Source organism: Rhizobium sp. 62_C5_N11_2 (assembly GCF_051811185.1).
In the GTDB taxonomy this organism is placed as follows: Bacteria; Pseudomonadota; Alphaproteobacteria; order Rhizobiales; family Rhizobiaceae; genus Rhizobium; species Rhizobium leguminosarum.
In genome coordinates this window covers 169451-192708 of record NZ_JBPWPW010000004.1, presented here as the reverse complement: position 1 = coordinate 192708, position 23258 = coordinate 169451, and the positions used below count along the sequence as shown (strand labels likewise).

The 23258-nt window shown below is 59.7% G+C and carries 18 protein-coding genes and 6 pseudogenes; 6 read left to right on the top strand and 18 right to left on the bottom strand.

Translation table 11 applies throughout. From position 1 onward, the window contains the following. Positions 1-19: 19 nt before the first annotated feature. The 4 genes from AB8B31_RS32705 (at position 20) to AB8B31_RS32690 (ending at position 1806) form a co-directional block, all read left to right on the top strand. Positions 20-226, top strand: coding sequence for a 4Fe-4S binding protein (locus tag AB8B31_RS32705; RefSeq protein WP_082366400.1), 207 nt, complete (start codon positions 20-22; stop codon positions 224-226). A gap of 77 nt (positions 227-303) precedes the next feature. Beyond that, on the top strand, positions 304-621 hold the full coding sequence (locus AB8B31_RS32700; RefSeq protein ID WP_007636887.1) for a nitrogen fixation protein NifZ: 318 nt from the start codon (positions 304-306) through the stop codon (positions 619-621). 4 nt (positions 622-625) lie between these two features. Then, a complete protein-coding gene (nifT, locus tag AB8B31_RS32695) occupies positions 626-838 on the top strand; it encodes a putative nitrogen fixation protein NifT (RefSeq protein ID WP_007636888.1) in 213 nt (70 codons plus the stop codon). 29 nt (positions 839-867) lie between these two features. Beyond that, positions 868-1806 carry an SIR2 family NAD-dependent protein deacylase gene (locus AB8B31_RS32690; RefSeq protein ID WP_088396960.1) on the top strand — a complete coding sequence of 313 codons (939 nt, stop codon included), beginning with the start codon at positions 868-870 and terminating at the stop codon, positions 1804-1806. Positions 1807-2134: 328 nt separating this feature from the next. Here AB8B31_RS32690 and ectB read toward each other — a convergent pair whose 3' ends face one another. The 6 genes and pseudogenes from ectB to AB8B31_RS32660 all read right to left on the bottom strand — a co-directional run. After that, the gene (ectB, locus tag AB8B31_RS32685) at positions 2135-3409 is read right to left on the bottom strand and encodes a diaminobutyrate--2-oxoglutarate transaminase (protein WP_097622038.1); all 1275 of its coding nucleotides are present in this window, start codon (positions 3407-3409) and stop codon (positions 2135-2137) included. 327 nt (positions 3410-3736) lie between these two features. Next, positions 3737-4555, bottom strand: a complete 819-nt coding sequence (locus tag AB8B31_RS32680) for a LuxR family transcriptional regulator (RefSeq protein WP_097622039.1) — start codon at positions 4553-4555, stop codon at positions 3737-3739. Positions 4556-4955: 400 nt separating this feature from the next. Beyond that, a pseudogene (locus AB8B31_RS32675) lies at positions 4956-5341 on the bottom strand (IS66 family transposase); the annotation flags it as partial. A 153-nt stretch (positions 5342-5494) separates the two neighbouring features. Continuing rightward, positions 5495-6598, bottom strand: a complete 1104-nt coding sequence (gene hisC / locus AB8B31_RS32670; RefSeq protein WP_088396963.1) for a histidinol-phosphate transaminase — start codon at positions 6596-6598, stop codon at positions 5495-5497. Positions 6599-6782: 184 nt separating this feature from the next. After that, positions 6783-7397 (bottom strand): annotated as a pseudogene (gene cysC, locus AB8B31_RS32665) (adenylyl-sulfate kinase); the annotation flags it as partial. A gap of 6 nt (positions 7398-7403) precedes the next feature. Further along, a pseudogene (locus tag AB8B31_RS32660) lies at positions 7404-7544 on the bottom strand (adenylyl-sulfate kinase); the annotation flags it as partial. Between the two features lie 50 nt (positions 7545-7594). Between AB8B31_RS32660 and AB8B31_RS32655 the strand changes: the two are divergent. Continuing rightward, on the top strand, positions 7595-7816 hold the full coding sequence (locus AB8B31_RS32655; protein WP_143540776.1) for a hypothetical protein: 222 nt from the start codon (positions 7595-7597) through the stop codon (positions 7814-7816). A gap of 251 nt (positions 7817-8067) precedes the next feature. On the opposite strand, the gene AB8B31_RS32650 is transcribed toward AB8B31_RS32655, so the two are convergent. Together AB8B31_RS32650 and AB8B31_RS32645 are read right to left on the bottom strand one after the other, a co-directional pair. Continuing rightward, entirely contained in the window at positions 8068-8574 is a 507-nt protein-coding gene (locus tag AB8B31_RS32650; protein ID WP_063856477.1) for a helix-turn-helix domain-containing protein, read from the bottom strand. 947 nt (positions 8575-9521) lie between these two features. Beyond that, the gene (locus AB8B31_RS32645; protein WP_097622041.1) at positions 9522-10001 is read right to left on the bottom strand and encodes a helix-turn-helix transcriptional regulator; all 480 of its coding nucleotides are present in this window, start codon (positions 9999-10001) and stop codon (positions 9522-9524) included. Positions 10002-11552: 1551 nt separating this feature from the next. Between AB8B31_RS32645 and AB8B31_RS32640 the strand changes: the two genes are divergently transcribed. Further along, positions 11553-12482, top strand: coding sequence for a polyprenyl synthetase family protein (locus AB8B31_RS32640; protein ID WP_097622043.1), 930 nt, complete (start codon positions 11553-11555; stop codon positions 12480-12482). Positions 12483-12673: 191 nt separating this feature from the next. Here the strand turns inward: AB8B31_RS32640 and fni are convergent, their stop codons facing one another. The 10 genes and pseudogenes from fni to AB8B31_RS32590 all read right to left on the bottom strand — a co-directional run. Further along, positions 12674-13723, bottom strand: coding sequence for a type 2 isopentenyl-diphosphate Delta-isomerase (gene fni, locus AB8B31_RS32635; protein WP_097622044.1), 1050 nt, complete (start codon positions 13721-13723; stop codon positions 12674-12676). An 85-nt stretch (positions 13724-13808) separates the two neighbouring features. Next, a complete protein-coding gene (locus AB8B31_RS32630) occupies positions 13809-14711 on the bottom strand; it encodes a terpene synthase family protein (RefSeq protein ID WP_097622045.1) in 903 nt (300 codons plus the stop codon). Then, the gene (locus AB8B31_RS32625) at positions 14708-16261 is read right to left on the bottom strand and encodes a hypothetical protein (RefSeq protein WP_054186143.1); all 1554 of its coding nucleotides are present in this window, start codon (positions 16259-16261) and stop codon (positions 14708-14710) included. The genes AB8B31_RS32630 and AB8B31_RS32625 overlap by 4 nt, the downstream gene beginning before the upstream one ends. A gap of 822 nt (positions 16262-17083) precedes the next feature. Continuing rightward, a complete protein-coding gene (locus tag AB8B31_RS32620) occupies positions 17084-18427 on the bottom strand; it encodes a cytochrome P450 (protein ID WP_097622046.1) in 1344 nt (447 codons plus the stop codon). After that, positions 18427-19269 (bottom strand): SDR family oxidoreductase, encoded by an 843-nt coding sequence (locus AB8B31_RS32615; RefSeq protein WP_054186146.1) that lies wholly within the window; start codon positions 19267-19269, stop codon positions 18427-18429. The genes AB8B31_RS32620 and AB8B31_RS32615 overlap by 1 nt, the downstream gene beginning before the upstream one ends. Positions 19270-19437: 168 nt before the next feature. Then, positions 19438-19515 (bottom strand): annotated as a pseudogene (locus tag AB8B31_RS32610) (ferredoxin); the annotation flags it as partial. 60 nt (positions 19516-19575) lie between these two features. Further along, positions 19576-20856, bottom strand: a pseudogene (locus tag AB8B31_RS32605) (cytochrome P450); the annotation flags it as partial. A 5-nt stretch (positions 20857-20861) separates the two neighbouring features. After that, positions 20862-22142, bottom strand: a complete 1281-nt coding sequence (locus AB8B31_RS32600; RefSeq protein ID WP_097622047.1) for a cytochrome P450 — start codon at positions 22140-22142, stop codon at positions 20862-20864. Between the two features lie 200 nt (positions 22143-22342). Continuing rightward, positions 22343-22474, bottom strand: a complete 132-nt coding sequence (locus AB8B31_RS32595; protein ID WP_275593058.1) for a hypothetical protein — start codon at positions 22472-22474, stop codon at positions 22343-22345. Positions 22475-23067: 593 nt separating this feature from the next. After that, a pseudogene (locus AB8B31_RS32590) lies at positions 23068-23250 on the bottom strand (1-aminocyclopropane-1-carboxylate deaminase); the annotation flags it as partial. Between the last annotated feature and the right edge of the window lie 8 nt (positions 23251-23258).

Below are 23258 nucleotides of genomic sequence, written 5' to 3'. Positions count from 1 at the left end.
CATCTTCAGGAGTTTTAAAATGGCCTTCAGGATCATAGCGTCCCAATGCACCCAGTGCGGTGCCTGCGAGTTCGAATGCCCCTCCGGCGCGATCAGGTTTAAAGGAGAGATCTACGTTATCGACGCGGAAAAATGCACCGAATGCAAGGGCACCTTTGAAACGCAGCAATGCGCGGAGGTTTGTCCCGTGCCGAAGACCTGCGTCGCCGCCGCACCTGCGATTTGACCTTCAGCATGGGTCGGGGCTCCTGCGGAGAAGCCGCCTGCAATGACATCCTGCAGCTCCCAGAAGGAGGAACGCCGATGGGCCTTGGACGTGAACAGGAGGTCGAAATCCACAAGCCTCCACGATTTATACCCGGCGAGCGGGTGAGGGCCAGACTTCACGTAAAGAATGACGGCACCTATGCTGGCAAAAACATCGGCGAAAATTTGGTGCGGAAGGGCGACGAAGGCTATGTGCGCGACATCGGCACCTTTCTCCAGCAGTTTTACATCTATGCCGTCGAATGGGTCGAACATGGCACTATCGTCGGCATGCGTGCGCGTGAACTGACGAGCCTAGACAACGCCGCTGCTTGCGGCGCTGCTGAAATCGCGGGGCCCCCAACGAAGGAATAGCGACATGAAGATAATGATTCGCAGAACGAGCGCCGGCTTGTCGGCTTACGTACCAAAGAAAGATCTCGAAGAGCCGATCGTAGACGTCGAGACTGATGACTTGTGGGGCGGCACGGTCACACTCAGGAACGGCTGGAGGCTCGTCCTGCCCAAGCTATCGCGGGATACGCCTCTGCCGATCACCGTCCAAGCAAGGAAGATTCCTGACGAGGACTGATGCTGCAACGACAGACAAGAGAAACCAGCATGAACACAATCTTGACCTCGGACCGTCTCCTAATCGTTCGCAACGGTGACGCGGAAAAAAGACTTAAGCTGCTTCAGGAAGCGCTCGCTGCGGATCGGATCATTCCCTATCTCGGTCCGGATCTCCTTCGGCTGCAATCCACGGAACCACCTGTACCGGACACCCCGGAAGCCGTCTCCGCGGCACTCAACAAACGCACACTTGCTCCCTCCAGGATACGCAGCAATATGTGGTCAGTCGCGCAGTTCATTGAACAGCGACGGCATCGCCGGACGCTTCAGACCTGGATGGCAGAAATATTTGGAGCACCCGTGGCGCCGACGGCCCTCCACGACTGGCTCGCGACGTTGCCGATCTCCCTTATCGTCGACGGCTGGTACGACGGGACAATGCGTGCGGCTTTCGCGAAGACCGGTCGAACGGATGTCGTCGAGATGCAAGGCGTCACGCGTGCGAACGGCGGCGGCGACATTTGGACAAAAACTTACGATCTCTCCGGGAGAGACGTCGAACGCGTCTCAGCGCCAAAGACGGTCCTCTATGCGCCGCACGGCAGTGTTATGCCAGCCTCGAACTTTCTAGTGTCCGATTCCGATTACGTGGAAGTCCTAACCGAAATTGATATCCAGACGCCAATTCCTGAAATGGTGAAAGAACGGCGTACAGATCGCGGTTTTCTTTTCATTGGCTGCCGCTTCAACGATCAAATGCTCCGGATCTACGCTCGACAGATCATCAAGCGCTCCCACGGCCCCCACTTTGCAGTACTTGATGCGGAAGGCCTTACCAAAAACGAGCGGCGTTTCCTTGCAGCGAGCGCAATCACGGTTGTCGACCTGCCGACCGGCGAAGCCGCGGCTCTGCTTGTCCCATTTGGCATTAAGACGGATGGTGAGGAAGGCCACACGGCTTCCGGTTCGAATTTCCGTAGCGGCTAGGGTGTAGCCGCAAATAGAAAGTGCTCTGTTTCTGCTAAGTTCGAATGTCATACTGCCCAGGTTTGCTGACGTGGTGGCGATGAGCGCGCGTGATCTCTGCAGCGGATCGAGGCTCTGTCGCAGGTGATCGACGGCAAGATCGGGGACGACCGCAGATTTACTGTTCGCTCAATGCCATGCGGAGGACCGATGGTTATCAAAAAAAAACCTAAACAATTCCCACTACGCGGCAGAACCGCGGCCGGAATCGCCAAAGATAAGCCCTCGCATCGGCCACCATAATCAAGTTGTACGCTGATCGGCCGAAACGAGAGACCAAGGTTTGTCTTTAAACGCTCACCCGCACCGACTTCTCCAGGATGTCCAAACCGCGTTGGGCAGTTTGACTGTCGATAGTCAAGGGAGGAAGAAGCTTGATTACCTGGTCTTCCGCGCCGCATCGCTCTACCACCAGTCCTTGTTCGAAGGCTTGGCGGACGATTTTCTCCGCTAGTTTCCCCGTACGGCAGTCGAGCCCCAACATCATGCCTCTTCCCCGCACGGCAAGTTCAGAACGTTGGTTGCTTTGAGCAACTTCCCGAAGGCGCTCCATGAGCTGGCGTCCTGTTTCGATAACGCCCTTAGATAAGTTTTCATTTGTCCAGTATTTTTGCAAAGCAGCACTTGCCGTCACGAGTGCAAGGTTATTGCCTCTGAAAGTCCCAGTGTGTTCACCTGGCTGCCAAACGTCCAATTCGGATTTGAGCAGCAGAAGCGATAGAGGTAACCCATAACCGCTGAGGGATTTGGATAAAAGCACGATGTCTGGGGATATACCCGCAGACTCAAAACTGAAAAATTCGCCAGTTCGGCCGCAGCCAGCCTGAATGTCGTCAACAATCAGTAGGACGTCGTTCTTTCTGCAGAGCCGCTCAACTGACTGCAGCCAGTCTGTGCTTGCAGGGTTGATACCTCCCTCGCCTTGAACAGTTTCCAGAATAATAGCTGCCGGCAAGTCGACTCCGCTACTACTATCAGCAAGCACCTTATCCAAGTAGTCGGACGTATCGTTGTCGGCTCCCCAGTAGCCGTCGTAGGGCATGAAAACTGCGCCGGCAGGGGTAAGACCTGCTGCATTTCGGAAATAGCGATTGCCGGTTACGGCAAGGGCCCCCAAACTCCCTCCGTGATAGCCGTTTGTGAACGAGATTACGTTGTGCCGGCCGGTTGCCTTACGTGCGAGTTTCAAAGCAGCTTCAACAGCGTTGGCACCCGTGGGGCCGGTAAACTGAAATTTGTACGCCAGCCCGCGCGGGCGCAAAATTATATGGTCAAAATTTTTGATAAATTCTCGTTTCGCTGATGTTGCCATGTCTAACGCGTGGACGATCCGATTCGATTGCAGGTATTCCACTGCAGCATTTCGGATGTAGGGGTCGTTGTGACCGTAGTTAAGGGCACTCGCGCCGGAAAGAAAATCAATGAACTCAAAACCATTCTCGTCTTCGAGGATGGCTCCTGCCGCCTTTCTGAACACCACAGGGAAGGATCGTGAATATGACCTCACATTTGACTCGAGGGTTTCAAATTCCAGTAGCGAGTTAGAACTACTCTCTTGAGGCATGATCTTCCTCCATAAGAAACTTGCAGAGTCTCATCTGGTCGTGAACTAGTCGAACCGCTCCCGGTCTGCCTTCACTAACCCTTTACAATTGTAGGCTGGCATCCTAGCCGACAACGGCGACCCATTGCACCTACCTGCAAAGGGAGTATCGTCATAGACCGTTTCTTGGTTACAGGCTCAGCGCGTGCCGGATACACGTTTGGCTGCCGTTACTGCCGGACGGCAGCGTTGTGCCCAGTCCAACATCAGCAGTTGCGATATGACCGAAGACAGGTTCCGATGGCCGCCCCGCAACGGCCGGACGCAGGACCACACCCCGAGTTGGTCCTACAATTCGATAATTCCAAGGCTTGCTGCTTTCAAAGCCGCGACCGTTCGGCTACTGACATCCAACTTCCGCGTTATATTTTTTATGTGAAAATTTACAGTATTCTCAGAAATATCAAGTATCCGCCCTATATCCCATGAAGACTTCCCCCTTGCTACCCAGAGAATACACTCTCTTTCTCTTGGAGTAAGTTCGGGGCATTTTCCCGCAACCCGCTTCGCAAAATCCGCGACACTCAGATGGAAGTGCACAGCCGCAAATTTCAGATATGTAACCATTTTATTCTCGGGCTCGCAGGACGAGGGCCGAGCAAAGCTCATAATCGCAAAACTACCTCCGGGACCGTGCAATGGAACACTGACCCCTGACCTCAAACCGAACGCTGCAGCCTCCTCGAAAAATCGCCGTTCCAGTTCCGTTTTGATCATGTCATTGTGCGCTTCACTCCAACGGAAAGCGTCCGCCTGCTTTCGGCTCTTTTTGATGATGGGATCAATTCTGTCATAGCCCATCTTGGCATAATGATCCTGCCACTCATCAGGATAGCTGACGGCAGGCGGATTGCAGCGGACCATCTTTAGGATTTCATCGCCCGATTGACGATGATAGGCGACCCATGGGAATTCGAGAATCCGAGCAAATGAACACAACAATTCGAAAAGCTTCGGGGATCGAATTAAGCCCTGAGTTTTTTCGAGGAATTGGTAAAATTCAGCTGCATGCGCTTCTTCGATTGATTTAGGGAATTGCATGAGCGGAACCAAAAGAAAGCTGAAAGGATAGGTACCTGTCGGCTCCGCGGCCTCGACAGAATGCATTCACCCAAGTTCTGTAGCTCTGCCGCCGCATCCTTTGCCTCCAAACATCGTCACCGTCGTTACAGAGTTTTCGATGCAGAAACTCCGGCGTTACTGCCGGAAGGGCTACACAACTTGCTCTGACCACGTGTGTTGCTCTTGGACTTGATTCGAGGAGTATCAAGAGCTGTGCCAATTTAGATCCCGGAGCAATTGCCGATGTTAATCAACGATTCGACCGCTTGGGTGCACGGCTGGACATACCAAGTTTTGTCGTAAGTCGATGAAACCCGACAAAAATAGCCATTGAGCGGCCCATCACTAACAACCATGTTTGACCCATCGCCTCTCCAGTCATCCACGCAAGGGGATGGTGGTGGCGTATCCCCACGTGCTCATTTCCGAGTACGCTTACGATTTTGGGATCAGAACCGCGGATGCCATCTTCGATCCTGTAAAGAGCCGCGATACGCAGCAACGCCTCGTCGACGATAGGCGAGCCCTTCTTCGGCTTTGCCTTGATCAGCTTTCTGGCGCCATGAACCCACCAGAAAGCGAGCCTCAGCGGATTACCGCGCATGCGGTCTGGCGTAACCAGGTGAGAGTAGCCCCCGTAGGCATCGACTTGGATCGCGCCGTTGAATCCGTCTTAATTTCTGCAGCATATTCGCCGTTACGCCCAGGCCGAGCACCCCGCCGGACGGCAAAGATCCGTTCCAGCCGCGGTCGCAGCCCCAGAGATAGCTATTTTCGTCCTGCCGCGCCCCATCCAAACAATGGAGCCGTGGTCTTATCTACATAGAGCCGTCCAATTGGCCATGTCGTCTGTGACCGGGTGCTCCACTCGTGCGCTAACAACACGCGTAATCAAGGGAATCGAGACTGCGCATGCCTTACTGTGTTGCGCCTATTTGTGATCTTATTGCCACGTGACAAGCAGTGAGCAATAGTTCGAACCGGCTAGCTCTGCGTCTTCATGCTTCCAGAAATGATGTCCCTGGCAGCTGAAAGGAACGCATCCATTTGGGTTCTGGTGCCGATGCTGACGCGAATATAATTTTCCAATCCGGAATCGGGAAAGACGGCTACAAGTACGTTCTGCCTAGCCAAAGACGCTTGCCACCATTTGCCATCTTGTGCGGGGGGCACCCGAGCAAGCAAAAAGTTTGTGTGGGACGGGATCACAGAAAAGCCCAATTGAGACAAGGCAGTCGTCGTTCTGTGTCTTTCATGTTTAATATATTTGTGGTTCTCGTGGTAGTCGGCGCGGTGCGAAAGGATACTAATGCCCACCGCATGGCCGATTACGTTCATATTGAAGACATTTTGGAGGTTGCGGAGCCTCTCAATAAGCTCAGGATGACCAAAGCCAAAACCAACACGTATTCCAGCGGCTGCAAAGCCTTTCGAAAATGTTCTCAATATCAGAAGGTTTGAATGGCGATCGACGAGGCGCAGGGCATCATCGGGCGCAAAGTCGACATACGCTTCGTCCACCACTATCAATTGGTCAGATTGCGCGACGAGGCGGTCGATTTCGTCCACGGGAACGAATGTTCCGGTCGGATTGTTCGGATTGGCCAGCAGTATGAATTTTGCATCTCTTGCTGGACCAAGAAGCAGCTGCTCGATCGGCAGAGAATAAGACTCGCCCCATTCGATTTCGAGAAGTCGAGCACCCTGCAACATGGCAAGTTTGCGGTTAAAGGAAAAACCTGGCGATATCATCGCCACGCTATCTCCCGGGTCTAGGAATGCTCTGTAGATGAGCCCGAGCAGCTCAGACGAGCCATTCCCGGCGATCACCTGATCCTGGGAGAGGCCATACGCATTGGCGGCTGCGTCGCGCAAACTCAGATTGTCATCTTCGGGATACAGATAATGCCGTTCGAGGGCCGCCAGCGCACTTTGCATCACCATCATCGGCAACGGAAATGGATTCTCATTCGTGTTTAGTTTAACGCAGTTTGCATCTCGCCCCGGTTGATTGGAGGGTAGCGCATTTAGCTGTCTCGCCACCGGCGAAAGAGCCGAAAGCACGCCCTGCAGCTTTGCATCAGACATATCTTTTCTCCGTTTCAGTAAGCCGGCCGTGAGCGCGTGATCGGCTGTCTCATGCTGAAGCCAACAATAGCATCGGACGTTGGCGCGGCCCGCCTGGGGCTGCAACGACCACCGCGTAGTTAATAGCCAAGGACCGCCGCGGCCGCCTCAAGCCGCCAATGCTTAAGCCTCCGCACTCTCACAATCATGCGTCACTTTGCTCCATTCGCCTTTCGAGGAACTGTTCGATCTCAAACGCCAACGCCGCAGGGTCGTGGCCAACCGTTTCGAGATGCAACTCAGGGCTCTCAGGGCTCTCAGGGATCTCGTACGGTGAGGAAACGCCGGTGAAATTGGCTATCTTGCCAGCGAACGCCTTCCGATAAAGCCCCTTCGGATCGCGCCGCGCGCATTCTTCGAGCGGCGTGTCGACGAAGATTTCGATGAACTCCCCCTCCTCCATCAGTTCGCGAGCCATCCGGCGTTCGCCGCGGAACGGCGAGATCAAGGATACGAGCACGATCAGCCCGGCATCGGCCATCAGCTTAGCGACCTCGGCGACGCGGCGGATGTTCTCGACGCGATCAGACTGGTTGAAGCCTAGGTCGCGATTGAGCCCGTGGCGCACGTTGTCGCCGTCGAGGATGTAGGTGTGCTTACCGCGGGCATGCAGCAACCGGTCGAGCGCATTGGCGATTGTGGACTTGCCGGAGCCGGAAAGTCCGGTGAACCACAGGACGGCTGGCCGCTGGCTCTTCATCGCCGCGCGTGCGCCTTTGTCAACGCCCGTCGCCTGCCAATGCACGTTGTCGGCGCGCCTTGCCCAGCTTTGGCTACCGCTGAAAAGCTTTGTATTGAAGACCCCGGTCGGCCCATAAGCTTTGCGAAAGAACTCGGGAGGATCGACATGGTCGATGATGTCCAGCTCGTTTTCCCAGCACAGCTTCCACCGCAGCTCAGAACGCATGCAAAGACCTCCTTTGGTATTTCTTGCTGCTATTTTGAAGCACGCATTGTTTGATTGAAGCAGCGGTCACCCCGCTGCATGTCGGCTCTTCGCGCTATAGCCAGTCCGGACCGTCGAAGGTTTCGCCGTCACTCGCGTCTGAGATCAAGATTCCTAATGCATCATCATGGGAGATTGGTAAAATTAATTGTGTCAATGAAATCATCGATGCTTTGGATGATGAATATACGGGTTTCTTAGGCTTTGACGTGACCTTCCTCCTTGCCGCGTAAGACGACCGCGCAACCCCTTCAGCGGCCGAGAGCAGGGATGAGTTGGACCAGTTGACCCAACATGCGCCTCCCCGTTTACCCACCTATGCCCCGCAGAGCTGTGGCGATAATTGGTCGGCAGCTAGTCCTAACCGCCTGCGCAAAGCTCGCTTCGGCAACCAGCAACGGCGCGAGCGTTTGGTCGCGGCTTCTGATAGAACTTCATCAGGGACGGACGCACGTTCTGTTTCTTGACGCGAGCGATCTACACCTTATTCGCGATCGTCTGCAGTGGCGCTGGTAGACGCGACTTTCACAGCACCATCGCCGCTATCGCTACCGGTCTCGTCTATGCGGCTTAGTAAGCTGTAAATATCTTGCAAAATCTCTTCATCGAAAGTCCGCAACTTCACGATAGTAGCCAACAGCAGAACCGCTTTGGTTTCAGTTTCGCCCCAAAGATAAGGTGCCGCCGGGGCGATAATCTCTTCCGGAGTCGCATCCAAAACCTCACACAGATGAATCAGTCGGCTCACGGTCAAGCGGGATACTCCATTTTCGTACCGGCCGTAGACCTGCTTAGTGATGCCAAGCAAGGGCGCCAGTTTCGAGCGCGGGAGTTTTCGCTTATCGCGGGCTTCGCGAAGGCTGATGCTGATCAAGTTTTCGAGTTCGGCGCTAAGTGCAATCCGTCCGTCAAAAGGTTTTCGATAGACCGGCTTGTCTATGCCTGGATCATCGACTTGTTGCAAACCGAGTTCATTAATCCATTGCTTCAATGATGGTCCTGACATTGCTCCGACTGAGGTAAATGCGCCAGAGCTCTTTACCCGGAAAGTGATGTGCTTGGAACCACCAATGTTTGAATTTCGGTCTCATTTGGCGCAATTTTGTCCACGCGAACCTCACCCGCTTGCTATCGTTCACTCAAATATATCAGTGAGCGCAAGTACATAGATCTAGCCAACACCGAAATCGCTTCACGCAAGGATTATACAATTGCGCCAAATTGGCTATGAACACCTTCCGGGACGTCGTGTGCGGGCATGGTGGTCTTTTGTCCTGCACGTGGAGACTCTCGGCTCACGGCCAACCAATCACGGCTGCGCGTGTTGGCTGCCCTAGGCGATGCCCTCATAGTACCTCTGAAGGGCGGCAGCCATGAACAGCGAGGTTTGTCTAGCTGCGTTTCCCGTCTCGGCGACTCGACCCCTTTTCGCGGAACCTGATCCGTGATGTCGAAAGGCTATTTCCGAGCCGAATGGCACAAAGGGATCGCGCGATGAAACAGAGGCGCGGAGAGGACAGGCTTCGATTTAGTAATTGAAAAAAGCATGCGCGCCGGCAGCTCGAATACCCACATGGCATTGAGCAGGAGAACCCAATGTGGGAGTTAATCACAGACCCTACTGTCGAAGCAAAGGTATCCATCCGGCGGGGTCTCCACCGAATGGATACAAGCAAAGCGCATGCAAATAGACTTGGCGTCGCTCGTCGACGAACCGCTCGAGCATCGAGCAAGATCGACGCCAACCAACGATCGAATATTGCGCAATCGGCACGTATTGTGTTCAGACGGAAATGCGAGTGAAAAGCTAAGTTGTGAGATTGTGGGTGTCTGCACACCGACGACAGCGCGTCGGCTGCGACACCCGGCTATCACCAATACTGCAACTGGTCGGGGGCGTCATAGACAAACCCAGCTCACTTCACGGTCTCCGCTACATCACTGACCCCTGTCGCTATCGTCGTCATCGGGGATCATTCGCTGCAGGAGCCGAATAAGATCGCGCGTCGTGCCGTTCGGAAGTCTCCTGAGAACCCGAGCCAGTGTGAGACAATCCTCGGCCTCCTCCGATGTACGGCCCCAAAGATGTGGCGCAGCTTCAAAGATCATATCGATAGGCATAAAGCCAAGAATCTCACACAGATGGATCATCCGGGTAACAGTCATTTTGGAAAATGCCCGCTCGTAGCGTCCGTATACAGGGATGGACAGACCAAGCATTGGAGCAACGTCCGCACGAGACAGGCCTTGCGCTTCGCGTGTCTTTTTCAGGAACGCGCTGATCAATTCCTCCATGTGTCCCAGGGATGTAATTTTGCCGTCGAAACCTGGCTTTCGACAGATCGGCTTGTCAACCTCCGGATCGGCGGTGCTGACGAGGCCTCTCGAACTTCTGTAGCTTGTTAGATCTTCCGTCACCGCACGTCCCTGTTTTCCTGCCACTCGTTGTAGGCGTGCGCCAACTGAGCGGATTTGAACCACTTGTCATCGCCACACTACAACCGTTTTAAATACCCATTTTGGGCATTTTTTGCGTTATAGCAAATATTTGAGGGTTTAGCCAAATTGCTTCAGGAATGCATGCAAAACAGGCGCTGAGACCGGTCGCCCAGTTCCGTGAAAGATCTGTTGCTATGGCCGCACCCGCCACTGAATCATCTAGGTTAGCGTCGAATTTGAGCGAAAATTCACATTCAATGCTCAACATCTTCTAAGCCGTCATCGTTGAGGACGATAAAAAATAATCTCGAAAACCGATCCATTTCCCCGTCCCAGGATATCCCATTTGGCTAGCTGGGAAAGCTCCGCCGTGCTGGAGATCACCCAGCCAAGAACCCATATCGGTTACCGCTCCCGCAAGCGTGTAGGTTCGAAATTCCGCCTCCTTCAACCAAGCTATCGAAGGAGAGCGCTGCATATCCACCTGCTCCGACCTTTTAGTCCGCTAGCAAAAGGCGGTCGGGGACCGACTTCTCGAAGCGGTTTCCTGCCGGCCGACTAGGGCTACGGCAGCGCCGAAATCCTCGCCAAGCCGGTCGAGTCTAAGGCTTCGGCAACATCGCGCCGAAGAGCAACAGGAAGGGCTCAGTCCTCTTCTCCGCTGGGTCTATCGGCAGCGTAACCTCGTGAAGCGTCAAAAGCATTGGTTCGATCGCAATTGACGCAAAGATAACAGTCGCGTGCGATCGCGCACATTGACAGGTTGGCATGATGCAAGTGCCGACGTGCATTGTGAGCTCGACCCAATTCACTCCCAATGCTGGGTCGGCCTTCGGACGGATCGCTCGCAAGGTTGACGGCGTTCACATACTAGGCGGAGTGGCACAATCTACGACTCCCGACACACGGTGAGCACCGGAAGGCGCCTTCTGCCGCCATTGAACCATTCACTAACAATGCTCTGGTGGCACATCAATTGCTTGTAAGAGCCCAGATCTCTGCCGGCAATGGTTCCGGTCCAAGCTCCAGTGGTTACTATCGACGATGACCAACACTTTTAGATGTAAGGCCCATCTTCGCCCATGTCGTACCCTACGAACGGAGCTCGTCAGCGATCATCACGCGCGGCGGCGTGCAGCCGATCCAAAGAGCTTTGTCACGAGCCACTGCTCAGCGCGGGAGCCTCTTCGGCTTTGGATCAAGACGTCGAGAGCAATGCCATTCTGGCCGACAGCGCCGCCAGAGCCAATGTTTTTCGCACGCGATCGAAATAACCGAATTCGTCCAGATGTCATGTCGCCGCGAATGGGACTGCTTCGAGGGATTCCAGCGGGAGATCGCCTTGCCGAGTTAGGGCTCCCACTGGCACGCGGGTTCATTGGTGACGCCGGTGCCGCATGTTGGCCGCCGCACCCCGCTAAACTTAACGGCGCCCTGGAACCTGAAGAGACACAGCGAAATTGGCCTTTTGTTTGGCACCGGTTGGACTAGGCCCGATGTTCGTTTTCGTCTCAAAAGTGGAGATGCGATATGATTTCGAATCACCAAGCCGACGTCGTTGGCGATAGCGACAAGCTCATCGAGCATGCGCTGCGAGCTGCCATGGATAGTGCTCTAAGTCCGGCTGCGCCGGCTCACCTGCGTGGAGCGCTAGACGCGGCAGTGTTTCCAGGTGGCTCCCGGATGCGCCCCAAGCTCTGCTTGAAAGTCTCCTATGTGTGCGGCGAAAGACATCCTGAGCTGGCGACAAGAGCCGCGGCAGCAATTGAATTGCTACACTGTGCCTCGTTGGTGCATGACGACTTGCCTTGCTTCGATAACGCCGCGCTACGCCGCGGCAGACCGACGGTGCACCGGCTTTTCGGAGAGCCTATCGCCGTTTTGGCTGGCGATGCCTTGATTGTGATGGCTTTCAAATACCTCAGCCTGCAGGCTGCGCTAACACCTGAGTTGGGCGCGCGCATGATCGAGGTGGTTGCGGAGGCGGTCGGCCCCAGTCACGGACTGATCGCCGGACAGTCGATGGAGGCAATGACGCACGTCCCAATCGACCGCTATCACCATTACAAGACCGGCTCCCTCTTTGTCGCAGCGGCCACGTGCGGTGCCCTGGCAAGTGATGTTGATCCGGCCCCATGGTCTAAGGTGGGGGAATTGCTCGGGCATGCGTATCAGATCGCCGACGACATCGCAGATACAGTCGGTCGCGCCGAAGTGCTTGGCAAATTGCCTGCCGTGGACACGCAGCTGAAGCGGCCCAGTATCGTTCGCGGCGAAGGATTGGACAGCGCAGCCGCCAGATTTTACGCGTATCTCGAACAGATAGGTGACACCGTTCCTGCCAGCCCTCACAAACGGTCCTTCGTTAACTGGCTGAATCATGCACTTTGCAAAGGCGTGGCGGGACCGGGAAAAGCCGGGCTAATTCAACAAGCGGCGCTGGATTGCGCACCTTTATGAGCTCCGAATTCCGTTACGCATAACCTAGCTAACCGGCGGCATCATTACCGCTTCATCGTCAACAGCTGCCTCATGAACACTTCGTTCCCTGTATCGAACCCGTGGGCCAGGTGGATTAGAGGTCTAGCTTTAGCGTTAACGGTTTTTGCAACCAGCTAGGCGCCGGCCGACACGAGCGAGCGACGCCGGCATCATCCAGCTGGCGGATGCGCGGAGGGCAACAAGCGCGCCTGGCGCAACGTCGCCAGATTAGGTGAGCCGGTGCAAAAGCAGGCGACGGCCAACTGGCGGATGACGACCTCGAAATGCGCGACGACCGCTTCGGTCGATACCGTAGCCGCTGGCAGCACGCCGGCTGCCTGCCCGGCGATGTCCGCGCCCAGGCGAATGGCCTTGGCCACGTCGACGCCATCGCGGATCCCGCCGGAAGCGATAAGCTTCACCGTTGGCAGCGCCCGACGTACCGCCTGCAAACTGGCCGGTGTCGGGATCCCCCAATCGGCGAACGCCATCGCCACTGCACGGCCGGCGGCATCGCGGGCGCGCTCGCCCTCCACCGCGGCCCAACTGGTGCCGCCGGCTCCGGCGACATCAATCACCGCAACACCCGCCTCGACGAGCGCGCAGGCCACCGAGGCGGACAGGCCCGACCCCACTTCTTTGGCCACGATCGGCACGCCCACGCTACGCGCGGCGCGAGCCATCTGCTCCAGGACGCCGCGCCAGTCGCGGTCGCCATCCGGCTGTAGCGCTTCCTGCAGCGGATTGAGATGGACGATCAGCCCATCAGCCTCCAGCGCATCGACAGCCCGGCGCGCCAGATCAAGGCCGTCGGCCTCACGCAGTTGCGCGGCGCCGATATTGGCCAGCAAGGGAATGTCAGGCGCCAGGCGGCGAAGCGCGCGCGTCAGTCCCTGGGAATTGCGCGATTGCAGGCTCACGCGCTGCGAACCGACGCACATGGCGATCCCCAAGGCTTGCGCCGCCTCGCTCAGATGCCGATTGATGGCCTCGGCGCGTGGCATTCCGCCGGTCATGGAACTGATCAGCAGCGGCGCACGCATGGGCTTGCCTAACAGCGAGGTGCGCAGTCCGATCTGCGTCAGGTCCAGCTCGGGTAGTGCGCAGTGTTCGAACCGGATTTGCTCCCAGCCGGCGGCGACCGTGGCTGGCGCCGTTCGCCGATTAAGCACGAGGTCCAGATGGTCGTCCTTGCGCCGGGTCAGGGCGTCGTCGCACATGCTCGCTCGATCCGCCGTATTGGGCGTTGGCGTTGCGTCGGATCGGACCGAGGGCGCTGCGCGCACGCCGCCGCCTCCCGCGCGTTCACGCCGGCGCACGCTGGCCTCTCCCCGCAGCATCGTTGCCGTAGCGGCTGATCGAGGTCTCGTAGTACTTCGCGCGAATGGCCGCCATGGCCTCGATTAACGGTCCCCATGGCGCAGGAAAGCGTTCCTCCACCATCACTCGGTGCAGCATGCGCTCATGGCCGGCCAGCTCGTCGTTGAGGAAATCCTCCACAGGCATAGCCGGATAACGCTGCAGGAGCAGGATGGCAGCGTTGTCGGCCTCTCCCGCCGACCTATCCTTGGCGCGTCCATGCAGATCGTTCTGCAGGCGCCCTATCGTGGAGATGAGCCGCAGTACCTGGCGAAACGCCGGACGCGCGCGCAGGGTCGCCATGTCCAGCCCCCAAAGCAACGACAGGCAACAGAACACGTTCGCGTAGGCGATCGAATCGATGGAATTGTGCAAGTATTCGGCGTAAGACCAGCGTTGCGCCCCCGCCGCCTGCGCGTGTCCGGCGCGAAGCGCCGCGCAGTAGCACTGGGTATCGTTAAGAAGCTGAGTATAGTCGCGCCTATCGTAGGCGAGCGCGGCCAGGGAAGCGCGCAGCACAGCGCAGCCCTCGAACCCGGGGATCGCGCATGGGCCGCCCTGCCCCAGCGCCTGCTCCACCGCGGCCAGCTGCTCTGGCGCGATCAGGCCAAGGTCGTTGCAATCGTCGAGCCAAAACAGTAGCGCCAACTCGCGATAAAACGCCACGATCAGCTTTTCGTCCTGCGGATCCCGGCCGGTGCGGGCGCTGGTATCGTGCAGGCTCGGTTGGATACGCTGCAGGATGTACTGTCCGCCCCTAACTGCTTCCACGGCATGCTCGTCGGCGAATCCGGTTAGAGAACGCCCCCACTCCAGTACTTGCTGCAGCGCGCTTTCGGTCGGGATCATTGCGCTATTCCTCCTGCTCCCTCGGCCGGGATGCGCCGCCCCCAACGAAGAGCCAGCCACAAGCCGGCGAGTTCGATCACGCGCACGACCCGGGTCGGGCAATACAATTCCTTGCCGATCCACAGCGGCGTCTGCGGCAATTCATGCGCCTCATGGCGAGCGAGCATCCACTCCAACGCGTGCGCGACCGCCAGCGCGATGCGGGCGCGCCCTGTCGGCTCTTCGCGCCCATCCATCACGTGCAAGGCGAACAGCGCATAGGCGGTTTCCTCAAATGTTGACGCGCGACCGGCGCCCCAGCCGCCGTCGTCGCACTGCGCCTGCAACAGCGCCGCCAGCGCGCGCTCGTCGCGCCACTGGGGCACGCCTTGCGCGAGCGCAGCAATTGCATGCGCGGTGGGATACAGCCACGAAACGTGCCATTTTTCATTGTCCCATAGACCGTCCGGGTTGCGATTGGCCTCAAGGTAAGCGCTGGTGCCGGCGGTGGGCTTTCCCAACAGTCTGAACGCATGCAGGGCGTGGATGTTGGTCGACACCGAGGCATTGCGCTCGCCGGGGAAGGTAACGAACAGCCCGCCGATTTCGAAATGGCGCAACGCGTCGGCAGCCGGGTTGCGTCCTGCTAGGCGCAGGATGCACAACGCAACGGCGGTGTCGTCCGCATCGGCCGCGAAGTGCAAGGCCGGACCCAGACCGCGCACGCCCAGACAGGCATCGAGCTGCGCGACGATCACGCCTACCGCCTCGGCGAGCGCGGGATGCGAAAACAACCCGGCCAGATGCAGGGTGTACAGCGACCAGCATGGCTCGAATACGTTGATCGGCCAGACGCTAGGAACGACACCTTCGATGCCGCTACGCGCCGCGCGCGATGCGGCCTGAAGATACCTGTCGGCACGCCCGACCTGTGGCGCGCTCGCCTGTGTGAGGGCGTGCGCACGCCAGGCGGCGGTTGCCGCCGGGCTGATGCCGATGCTGCCGTCGTCGTCCAGGCATGCCGTGGTCGGCGACGTGCCCCAGGCTTCCCAGGAGTGCAACAACGGATGGCCGCTCGGCAGCGGTCCCACCGTCCCCAACTTGGCCAGGCACGCCTGCCGCAACGGCAACAGCGCCGGGTAGCGCGGAAACACCACGTCGTCCACCAAGGATGCGGCCTCGCCGGAGATCTGCGGCAGGATCAGCTCCGCGCCTACCGGCGCGTCTTCCGGCACCGCATCTGCGTAGGGATCCGGCTGGCGCTCGAGGAACCGCGTTGCAGCCTGAACTGCGTCCGCAGCGCCGGGAAGAGGATCGGCACGCTGCAATGCAAGCAACGCCGCCCACGTGGGTGCATGGCGGAACAGTGGGAAGTCAGCACTTCCCCACCCGCCATCAGCCTGTTGCTGCGCCATGAGCCACGCGTATGCGTTCTGCCGACCGGTGACGTTGCCGCGGAAGTGCAAAACGCGCGCCGTGTCGTAAACGGAGGGACTGACGCTGCCGCCATCGCGCGTCTCGTTCAGCAGGTGGCGCAATTCAGAAAGGATCTGTTCGGACAGCGCATTCATGCGGGATGTTCCCTCTGCAGGCAGTTGACGAGAAGCAGGATGGGGCGGACGCCGGGCACCGCCGCGGGCCCGTCGCGGCGAAGCGCACCTATGCTGGCGGCGGTCCGCCGGACAGCGCGGCGGACCGCGGTGGGCAACCGCTGCGATCTGCGCCGTGGAATCGGACACAATGTAGCATCTAGCGCTGCCGCCGGCGGATCGCAGCGGTACGGCGGCGCCTCCGTGCCGACCGGCGCCCATGCGCACGGCGCGTGCTTGAACAGATACCCTTTTGGCCCGCTGCACGGCCTGCGCCAACCGCTCCGCACGCGGCCGCAGTGGGGTGATGGCTTCCTCGGCCTCGGGCCATAGGCCCGGCATTGACTGGCGCGCTGCATGCAGCTCCGTGATCGGCACGCCGGTTGCATTCTTCTCCGCCACATGCTTGCCGGGGGCTTGCCCAGCGTCGTGTCATCCGCTGGCGTGTCATCCTCGACCACCTACGATCCGAAACAGGCGCGATAGCGATCCAGCGCGCGGAACAGCGTAACGCGCGGCATCCTCCGCGACGGCGCATAGCGCGACCATGCGTACGGACGCGCGCACCGGCACTCCGCCGCACGCCTGCGCGCCCAATCCGCCGAACGGGGAAACGCCAGTTCGGTCGTCGTTTAGCATGGAACCCGTCTGCATGTTGTTCATCTCCTTGTACGTGACAGAGAATGCCGCGGCGAGCGGCGAGCCGCGGTGTTGCCGGCGTCGCACCGGGCGCGCGCGCCGAGTGCAGCAATGCCGCCCATCGCCGGCGCCGCTGCCTCCTGACACGGGGCAGACGATCCCAGCTCATGAGAATCCGATGCGGATTGTCATGGACGGATGTGCGGTCGGGTAATAGCGCCGGCCATTTTCGACGCCGCTCATCAACCGCGGCCGCACCCCGGCCTCCTGCATGGTCAATGCCAAGGCGATGCTGAACTGCACCAGCTCCAGCCATACTAGATGATAGCCCATGCAGACGTGTGGGCCGGCACCGAACTGCAGCATGTCCACCGGCCGGATCGGCTCCGTGCGTTGCAGCCATCGTCCCAGACGGAACTGATCAGGCGCTTCGTGCAGCAGCGCCGAGGTCGAGAAATGCAGCAGTGGGATGCACAAATGAGTGCCCGCAGGAATGTGCCGCTGGCCGAGTTGTAATTCCTGCATCGCGCGACGCGGTACGAGCGAGGAAGCCGGATGCATTCGTAGCGTCTCCCGAAACAGTGCCTCTGCGACCGGACATTGCGCCAGGTCCTCGTGCCCGGTCGGCACCGCGCCCACGCGTTGCGCCTCTTCGACCAGGGCGTCCCACAGCTCTGGCTGCTGCGCCAGCTCAATCACCATCCAGGCCATCGTTGAGGCGGAGGTCTCGTGGCCGGCAAGCAGCAGCAAGCGGATATTGGCGACCAGGACGTCATCGGAGAGTGCGCCGTCGCTGCGATCGAAGGCGCTCACCATGTCGTTGATCAACCCGGTGCGCGCGGCGCGCGCGCGCGCGTCCCGGATGAACTGGCGCGACTGCGCGTCGATCCAATCGCGGGCGGCGCGGCCGCGCCGCAATGGCATCCCCGGCAGGTCGATCGGGGGCGCGACCATCAATTGTAGCAGTTGCCGGTACTTGCGATGCCACTCCGACAGGTCTTGGGCGGGGATGCCCATGAGACTGAAGGTGAGTTTAAGCATCAGGTTGCGGGTGTCTGGCAGGATAGCGACTTCACCGCGGTCGCGCCACGCCCTGACCTGAGCCCGAATAATTGGTTCGAACAGCTCGCCAATGCCGGCCTCGGTCAGACCCCTGGGCAGAAACGCCGCATTTATCCCATCGCGCGCCTGCCGGTGCGCGCTACCGTCCAAAGTGACCAACGTTCCGCCAAGGATGTCGGGCGCCATCTCTTCGATCAGTGCCGAGGACACTTCCTTGTGCCGGAGCAATGCGAGCGCATCCGGATCCAGGCATGTCATCAGGTGTCCGGCCGGGCCGAAATCCAGCCAGAAGTGGCTGCCTAGCGTCCTTTCGGCGCGCCGCAGCAGGCGCGGCAGATCGCAGACGATGGCGGGAAGATGCCCGACCAGGGGGAAAGCGCCAGGCATGACCGGGATGTCGTCCCGTAGCCGGTGCCAGCGGTTCAGCGGGTTGAGCAGCATGTCCATCACCAGTGCGACGTTGCGGCTGCTTCGGCGGCGTCACCGGCCGGCAGAGCCGCGCTGTTGCCACCGTCGGCGTAGGTTGGAACATGCGACAACATGCCGCCGTCGATACACAACACCTGGCCGGTGATGAACGCAGCCTCGTCGGAGAGCAGGAATGCGACCAGCGCGGCTACGTCCTCGGGGCGGCCGACGTGCGGCAGGAGCTGGTGCCGGTGTAGATGCCGTTGCATGCACTCGTCCAGCTTGGCGAAGAGGCGTTCCGTCATGATAAGACCTGGCGCAACCGCGTTGCAGCGGATCTTCGCGTGTCCATACTGCGTGGCAAGCGAGGCCGACAGCATGTTCATTGCGGCCTTCGACGCGGCGTAGGACGTCAGTGCGGTGTCGCCGCTGAGCCCTTGGCACGATGACATGTTCACGATCGCGCCACCACCGCGGGTGATCATTTGTGGGATGGCCTGCCGGCAGCAGAGGAGCGTGCCGCGCAAATTGGTCGCCATGGTCTTGTCCCAGACCGCCACGTCCAGGTCGAGGATCGCGCGGTCGTGCGGGGTCAAATGCATGGCGCTCGCATTGTTCACAAGCACGTCTACCCCACCGAAGCGCCGCTTCGCCGTTTGGAAAAGCTCTGCCACCGCCTGCGCATCTGCGATGTCCATGGCCACGGCCAGCGCTTGGCCCGCTTCGGCTGCGATCTGTGCGGTGCAGGCGATGGCAGCGGGGCCATCAATGTCGGCCACCACCACTCTTCCGCCCTCGCGTGCGATGGCGAGGGCGCATGCCTTGCCGATCCCGGCGCCGGCGCCGGTCACCACGGCCACCTTGCCTTTAAATCGTTCCATCATGTTCTCCTGGATTGCGTAGGTCTTCGCTGCATGTCGCTCAGCGTCTGCCTGAGAGGGCGTAGGGCCGGGGTTGGTGCAGTGGTTATCGCCGGCTTCGCTTTCGATCACCCGAATGGCCGCGACCGGGCACTGGCTTTCTGCTTGCCGCACGGCGGCGTGCAGCGCCTGCGGGACCGTCGCCATGCACACTTCGGCCACGCCGTCCGGTTCGCGCTGACGAAAGGCGCCCGGCAGCGTCAACACGCACTGACCAGTGGTTCCGCACAGGTCCTGGTCGACCACGACGCGAACCTCAGCCGCCGCCTGCGCGTGCAGCCGCACCGGCAGCGCGCGGAACGTCCTAAGGAACGCTGAGGGCTCCCGGGTCGGCTGCTCGGCCAAGGCCAACGTGGGGAAGCGCGCCTGGATCTGCGGCAGGCTCTCGGCCAGCTGCACCCTGGCGAGTTGCGCACCTAGGCAGAAGTGGATGCCATGGCCGAAGCTCAGCATAATCTTTCCGTCGTTCGACATGCCAGGCCTGGTGCCGTAGAACCGCACCGGATCGAATCGGTCGGGATCAGCGAAAGCGTCCGGGTCGCGATTGCCGGCCGCGATCAGCACGCGCACGTCCGCGTCCTTCGGGATCACCACGCCACGCAATTCGATGTCGCGCTGGGCGATACGCGGAATGGAGCTGAACATGGCGGGCGCCTCGCAGCGCAGTACTTCTTCCACGAATGCCTCCACCCCTGCGGCGTCTCCCTGCAGCCAGTGCCGCTCCTCGGGGTAGGCCAGCATCGCCAGCACCGCATGGTCGATAGTCGCAGCAGTGGTGGCGAAGCCGCCCAGCAACATGCCCCACAGCATGCTGATCAACTCCGCGTCCGAAAGCGTGTCGGCATCGTCGCTGTGTGCGCCGACCAGTGTCGACACGATGTCGCGGCAGGGATCGGCGCGCTTGCGCAATATGAGGTCGCCGAAATAGGCCTTCACCCTGGCGCTGGCCACGTCCGCCGCGGCGAGCTGTGGATCGCTGGCGTGCGGGCTCAGGCCTTCTAGAATGGCGCTGACGATCGCTGAGAGCTCGAAAATGTCGTCTTGGGGCATGCCGAACAATTCAGCGAAGACAAGCATGGGCAAGGCCAGTGCGAATTCCCGATGCAGGTCCACCGCCTCTCCTCGCTCCAGTGCGGGCGCCATGCCATCCAGGCGGGCTGCGACGATGCGCGCGATGCTCGGCCGCAGGTTGTCGATATGGCCCACGGTGAAATCGCGCGAAATCAGCCGGCGCAGACGCGTATGCGTCGGTGGTTCCTTCATGGCTAGCGTGGACGCCAGCAGATTGAGCGACAGGCTGCTCGCCGCACGCGGGAAATAGCGCGCCAGTTCGGATGGCGCCGGTCCCCGAAACGCATCGCCCGTGGCCTTGAACGCCCAGTAGATGTCGGCGTGGCGGCTCAACAGAAAGATGCCCGACGCCGCGCGGTGCACCGGATCGTGCTCTTGCAACCACCGCATGAACGGGTACGGGTCTTGGATGCATGCTGGCGACGCCAGCTCGGCGAAGGCGTCGTGGCATGCTGCCTTGGTTCCTTGCACGTCCATCTTGGTTACCTGTCGGGTGGCTGATCTGACCGGCGCGCGCCAGGCGCCGTCAAATGAGAAAATTGCGATACCGGGCGGCGTCCGCACCAGATCACCGGCATCTCCTCGAACCCGCCGGTGATGATCTCCTTGCGCAACTTCAGTTCTTCGGGCGCCACGGCCAGGCGCAACGCGGGAAAGCGCTGGAAGATCGAACCGAATACGGCCTTCAGTTCCAGCCTGGCCAGCGCCGCCCCGATGCAATTGTGCTGCCCGTAGGAGAACGCCAGGTGGGGATTTGCGTCGCGTCCGATGTCGAAGACTTCCGGGTCTTTGAAATGGCGCGGATCAAACGAGGTCGCCGGCAGGCCGACCAGTACTTTGCTCTCCGCGGGTATATGCACGCCTGCGATGGTCACGTCGGTCCGGGGATAGCGCATGATGCCGTCCCAGCCCGCACCAGGCGAATACATGCGCAGTATCTCCTCCACCGCCTTGTCCACCAGGGACGGATCGCGGACCAGGCGTTCGCGCTGTTGCGGATGGCGAAACATGGCCAGCAGGCCGAATTCGATCTGCGCAACGGTGCTCTCGTGCCCCGCCACCAGCACGCCCGCCGCGAGGCCGATCGCCTCTTCCTCGGTCGCTTTGCCCTGGTCGACCGCGGCGAGCAGATCCGTCAGCAGGTTATCGCCCGGCTCCTGTCGCTTGCCCCGTATTTTGCCGTGAATGTAGGCGCGGAGCTCTTCCCAGGCCAGGCCCGACGCGCTGCGCGGGCCGCTTTCATGCTGGTGCGTCATCACCTCGTCGGAGAGTCCTGCGAAAAAGGCGTGTTCCTCGAAGGGCACGCCCATCAGCGCGCTGATTACCTTGGCCGGAAGCGGAAAGGAGACATGGCGTCGCAAGTCTGCGGGCTGGGGCTGAACCGCCAGCGTATCGAACAACTGCACAGTGATCGCCTCGACCTGCTGCGTAAGCAGCTTCACCCTGCTGTTGCTGAAGGCCGGCGCCACGATCGTGCGTAACCGAGCATGCTCGTCCCCTTCGTGCGAGACCAGCCATCCCGGCGAACCGAGAATGACCGAATCCGGGGTGAAATCCGTCGGAGGCATTCCCGCGGGCCGGAATGCCGCGTCAGACAGCACCGCCTTGGCCTCGTCATAGCCTGTCACCCACCAGCATTCGTGCCCGGACGGAAGGCGCACGCGGTGGATCGGACCTTTGGCACGTAGCGCCAACATCTCGGGCGAGGGCTCGATGTGATCGACCCGCCACATCGGCAGCGCCGGCAAGGATTGTTCGGACATGGTGACGCTTTACTCTCTGAGCCTGGAAGGGGCGGAAGATGATGGGCAGACTGCGGGCAGCAAATGAGCTAAGACAGCGCGTAGACGACGTCCTCTGCGGCGATTACCAGCGCCAGATCCTCCGACCGCACGAACGGCGGGGGGAAGGCACTTCCCAATTCCGGGCGCGCCAGCGCAGCGCCCAGGCACAGATACAGCCCTTAGCCGAGCGGCAGGTGCGGGTTGTGCAGCCGGTTGAAATCGAACATGTCGGTATCGCCATAGGTCGCCCGACCGTAGGAATTGGCGCAGCAGGTTCGACCGCACCCACCTACCGACCCGTCCGCAAACATAACTTCCAGACCAGTCCCACACCCCCGGCTTCCCTCCTGGCTCAAGGTCTGCCGCTTTGGCTGTACCGCCCGCGACGTGGGCGATCGTTGTGGCTCGCAAATGAAGAACTCTAGATCGCATCCAACACTCCTGAGATTTTCCCGGTCACAACGGAGCCACTATCATTGCCACAGCAAACCATCGGGACCTCACGAGACGCGAACAGCGACGCACCGCCCGAAGACCATCGCGCTGCGATTGGCGACATACCGTGACCAGAGCAAATCGCGTGCCGGGGTGAATTCGTGGGCTCAGCAGGCATTTCGTAGCAGCGCGTAGTGTCAAGCTCCCGCCATTCAGTCTCAATGCCGACAACCGCTGAGTACATGTCTGACAAAAGCCTGCTCTAACGCCGGTCTGCGTCCGATAGTCGGCGACCTGCATTGGGATGTCCCCGCGGCGGGCTTTCGTGCAACAATCCGCGCCATCTTCGACGTCGAAGTTGCCCCGCCAGTTTTCGTCCGATGGGCGGGAACGTCGTCGACTGCGCCGAGGCCGCCGCGTTAAAAGCGCCGGCCCTGGGCAAATCTCACTGGACCCGCCTCGACTCACCGTCCGGAACACTGCAATAAAGTTTGCGGAGCTTATTTCCGCCAAATGCAAGTTGCGAACTTGCAGTCATCTCGTTTTGACGTTGTTCTCAATGTTTCCACCCCCGCGCTTACCGAGACGGTCGAGCTTCTCGATCGGCGTAGGTCCAAAAGGCAAACGGGAAACGCTCAAATTTTCGAGGCATGTTCTCTT